At 24.0% G+C, this 4,466-nt stretch carries 3 protein-coding genes; 1 reads left to right on the plus strand and 2 read right to left on the minus strand.

Annotation, left to right across the window (positions count from 1 at the left end; genetic code table 4):
* Positions 1-2,485 (plus strand): hypothetical protein (locus EHV01_RS03475; protein WP_422066217.1); only part of this gene is annotated, 2,485 nt, incomplete at its 5' end.
* Between the two features lie 19 nt (positions 2,486-2,504).
* Here EHV01_RS03475 and EHV01_RS03480 read toward each other — a convergent pair.
* Together EHV01_RS03480 and EHV01_RS03485 are read right to left on the minus strand one after the other, a co-directional pair.
* Entirely contained in the window at positions 2,505-2,864 is a 360-nt protein-coding gene (locus tag EHV01_RS03480) for a lipoprotein (RefSeq protein WP_422065665.1), read from the minus strand.
* Positions 2,865-2,953: 89 nt separating this feature from the next.
* The gene (locus EHV01_RS03485; RefSeq protein ID WP_422065666.1) at positions 2,954-4,393 is read right to left on the minus strand and encodes a hypothetical protein; all 1,440 of its coding nucleotides are present in this window, start codon (positions 4,391-4,393) and stop codon (positions 2,954-2,956) included.
* Between the last annotated feature and the right edge of the window lie 73 nt (positions 4,394-4,466).

The raw sequence follows: 4,466 nt of genomic DNA on the forward strand, positions 1-4,466 counted from the left end.
TTATCGTGGTTTAAATATTGGTGGTGGTGATATTAATTCTGCACCCCAAGATAGACAATGATTATATCCATCAAATGTTATTAATTATTATTCACCTTATGATGGTATTTTTTTATGACAAGAAATTACCTTTTCAAGTATTAATGACAAAATTAGTAATAGTGGTTTGGCAGTAAGACAATTTATTCAAACAAGTGCCCCAGGTGAGGGTTATTGTTTTCCTAAAATAACTTATAATGAAAAAACAAATACATCAATTATTGAATTAGATGATATTTTATTAAAAGACCCAGGTATTAGAGCAATGGCAGTTAAATTTTATGGTAACCCTATCTTTTTTGATATGCCTGTTATTGGTCGACCAATTATTAAAGGTGAATTTAATAAAAAAGTTATGAATTCAAGAGATTTATTAATGTATAACATGTATCCTTGCCCACCTGACAAAGTAAATACTTATGCATCACCCGAAGTAAGTTGATATAACATTCAAGGTATTCAACCAACAATGATAACTGGTTATGAAGATTGAAAAAAAGATATGGAAAGTAGATACGACTTTTGAAAACAAAAAAATAGTGAAGGTATTGTTATAACTGATAAAGCGAGTTCAACAGCAACTAATCCGACTGTTGGAACAACTATTCATAAAGAAAATAATGATTCTAAATTTTATTGGTCTAAAAATTGAATGATTACTCCACCTGATAAAGTAAAAGTAAATAATGAAGATGTTAATAATATTATTAGTACGCAAGCGTCATCATATTTTAGAAGAAAAGATGAATTTGGTAATACAGTAGGACAAGTTCAAATTGAATATAACAAAATGGGTGCTTGTAATGTTTGAGATATTTTAAATATGAATAATTTTATTAATCGCCAAATTACAGTATTACCTTTAAACTATACACAAAAATTAGTATTTAATCCTTTTACTATCCCAGGCGGAGTTGGTAAATTCTTAAACTTTATTTCATTTGGTATTCCTTGAGGTTGAGTAATTAATCAAGATGAAAAAACTTGACCTAATTTTCAATGACTTAATGGTTTTATGAGTGCTAATATTTATAGCTTTTATAATGATGCTTTTTGGTCTGATAACTCAAAAGGGAAAGGTTATTTACCATTTGAAATATTTAGAGAACAAGGAAACGACAAAGTTGGTGCTATATTTGGTGCAAATGCTACTAGTTTAGGTTTTACTACTTTATTAACTGATAAATTAAAAGGTACTGTTTTAAATAAAAATGGTAAACCAACAGAAGAATTAGTTTATTCAACTTATAATTTAAAACAATTAAATGAAAAAACCAATCAAGTTTATTTAATTAATGAACAAACCAAAGCAATTGACGCTCAAACACCAGTTAGTGATAGTGAAAAAGATAATGATTTAGAATTTTTACAAACACCAGATGGTACAAATTGTAGTTATATAATTGATATGTTTTCAATACAAGCATTATATAAAGGTAATTTTGAAATTATCTTTTATGCTGATAGCCCATATACAAATAATGAGGAAGATTATTTACGCTTATCAGTATGGAGTTTTCGTGGTAAAACAAAAAGTACATTAAATAATTATTTACGCGATATGACAACTAATTATAAAACTAGTTTCTTACTCCCCCATGATTATGAAATACCAACATTTAATTACCCACAATATGTTTTACCACCAGTACCATATAATTATAAACCTTATACAAAAGATATCTGAGATGCTAATGCAAAATTGCCTATTAATTTTAATTTTACAGTACAACCTCAGTGTAAATCTACATTAAGTAGTTGGCTTGATTTATTTGATAATACAGCAGAATATAAAGGTTATTATGAGGTAGAAATTGATTTAAAACAAATTGACCCAACTATTCAAAGTATCAGTAAATTCCAAGATGCTTATAAAACAATTGAAATAAGTAATCTTAATAATTTTTATATTATCAATAAGGCTAATAAAATAGCCAATTACGGTTATAGTGATATAGAATTATTTGTAGGAAGAGGTCAATGTAATCTTAGTGTTGGGAAAATATCTGATTTTAATTTTGTCCATGCAGGAAGCGAGCAAGAAACAAATGCTAATTTTCCTCAAAATAAAATTATTAAAACAAATGAAATTTCAACAGAAATTAAAACATTTGTTATAAGTAAAGCAGATAAATTATGACCTGTTTCTTTTTCACAATATAAAACTAAATATAAAGACCAAATAATATCATTTTTAATGCAAATATCAGGTACAAATTTAAAACCCATTAATAATGTTCAAAATGTATATTTACAAGCATATTATACTAATGATGTAAAATTAAAAATTAGATTTACAAAAGTTATATGACCAAGGTTTATGGGGGCTGTGGGTTATCCTAATTGAGGACATAATGTTAATTTAACTTTTTCAAATGTTGTTGATAAATTAAATTTTACTAATAAAAGTAATAATACAGTTAAGATTATAATCAAACCAAATTAAAAAAGTGCTAATTGCACTTTTATTTATCAATTATTTTACTATTTGTACTATTTATATTGGGTATAAATGGTGTTTTTGTTTCATCTGACCATAAATAAACTTTTCAATCAGGTTCTAGCATTAATTTACTTAAATCTGATGTATTTTTATCAATAATACGCCCTTTTCAACTATTGTTAGGACTTAAAACATTATTGAAAATTAATAAATATGTTTTTTTATCATAATCTTTAATAAAAAAATCTTGTCTTACAGTTATTGATTTTCATTCTTTATAGTCACTATTTTTTTCTGTATATTTTTTATTACAAGCAACTAAACTTGTTGTACTTGTTCCAAATAAAGTGATTGTTCCTAAAAGACTTAATATTTTTTTCATATTTAATTCCTTTCTATTTTTGATAAAGTTTATTTAATTTAATTAAAAATGGAAATAAATTATTAATTATTTCCCTTTTTAATTTATTATTATGTATTAGCTATATCACAAATTGCTGAAACTGTTCCTGAAATTGCTGAAACTAATGTTCCAACAACAGGAATTCATCCTGTAGTAGCTGAAATAAGAGCCCCAGTTTTAGTACAGGTTTCTAAATTTTTATTACCTTCTAAGTCGGTTTTTATATTATCTATTTTTTGATTTAATTGACTAATTTGTTGTTTTAAATCATCAATATCTTTTTGTAATCCTTGAACAGTTTTATACAATTCATTTATTTTAAATTTATTATCAATTGTTTCTAAAATATGATTTAAAGATAATAATTTATTTTTAAGTTCACTTAAATGATTTCCTTTTCAAGTTCTTTTTAAAGCTTGACCACGTTCATCATTACCATATTTAGGTAAATCTTGCATTTTTTGACGATTAATTTCATTTTTTCATTCATTAAAATTTGAATTTCAATTTTGAATTAAATTTTCTTGTCTAAGTATTTTTGCCAAGTCTTCTTCTAAAAATTTTTTAGACATAAAAATTATTTTTTTTTGAAATCCCGCAGGATAGATATTACTATTATCTTTAACTTTAATTTTTGCTGAAAATTCTTTACTTAAAAAAGTAAAAAGTGTTTTTTCAGTAACTTCAAATTGTAAAATATCTATTTTGGGAAACATTTCTTTAATTTTATTTAATATAAAATAGTTACTATCATCTTCTGTTAAATATAAATTAATAATATTTGAATCACTTAAATCACAATTATTTCATTCATAATTAAAATCTTCTGTTATTTTTAAATATTTATTTGAAATATATTCTTCATCATCTCTTATATTTATTGAATAGACTTTATAATTATCATTAGCATCTCAACTTGAAAAAATATTATGTGATTCTAGCTCTCCATTAATTCTTATTCGTTGTTTTTTTGTGCTTTTTTGTCAAGTATCATTTATTTTATTCCAATTTTTAAAAACTGCTCTACCAATAAAATTGATGTCACTATAGTTTTTATTATTTTGAATTCTGTCATCAATAATATTATTTTCTTGTTTATCAAAAATATTATTAAATTTAATACCGAAGTCTTCAATTTTAATATTTTTATTATTATCATATAAACAAATAATTTCTTCCCAAAAATTAGGGGTAAAAGAAGCGAAAAATTGTTTGCCCCCCGCGAACCACTCTTTAATATCTAATTCATTTATATTTTTTTTATAATTATTTTTAATATAACGATCTCTTTCTTTTTTTCTTTCAGCTTCATTAATATTCTCAAGATTATTAATAAATGATGATCATGCTCTTTTATTTCTTTTTAAATTTTCTAAATTATTTGTTTGTAAATTAATATTACTATTTTTTATAGTTTCTTCTTTTTGATAAGGACTAGCGGCAATTGTTGTTGGAACAGCAGTTCCACTAATTGTTAATACGCTTAATAAACTAAGTAATTTTTTCATACTTGTTTTTCTCCTTTTCTTAATCTTGAAACTTTTTATCAAGATTTACCTTCATTATATATATATATATATA

This window comes from Spiroplasma sp. hy2, assembly GCF_044714365.1.
Classification (GTDB): Bacteria; Bacillota_I; Bacilli_A; order Mycoplasmatales; family Mycoplasmataceae; genus Spiroplasma; species Spiroplasma phoeniceum.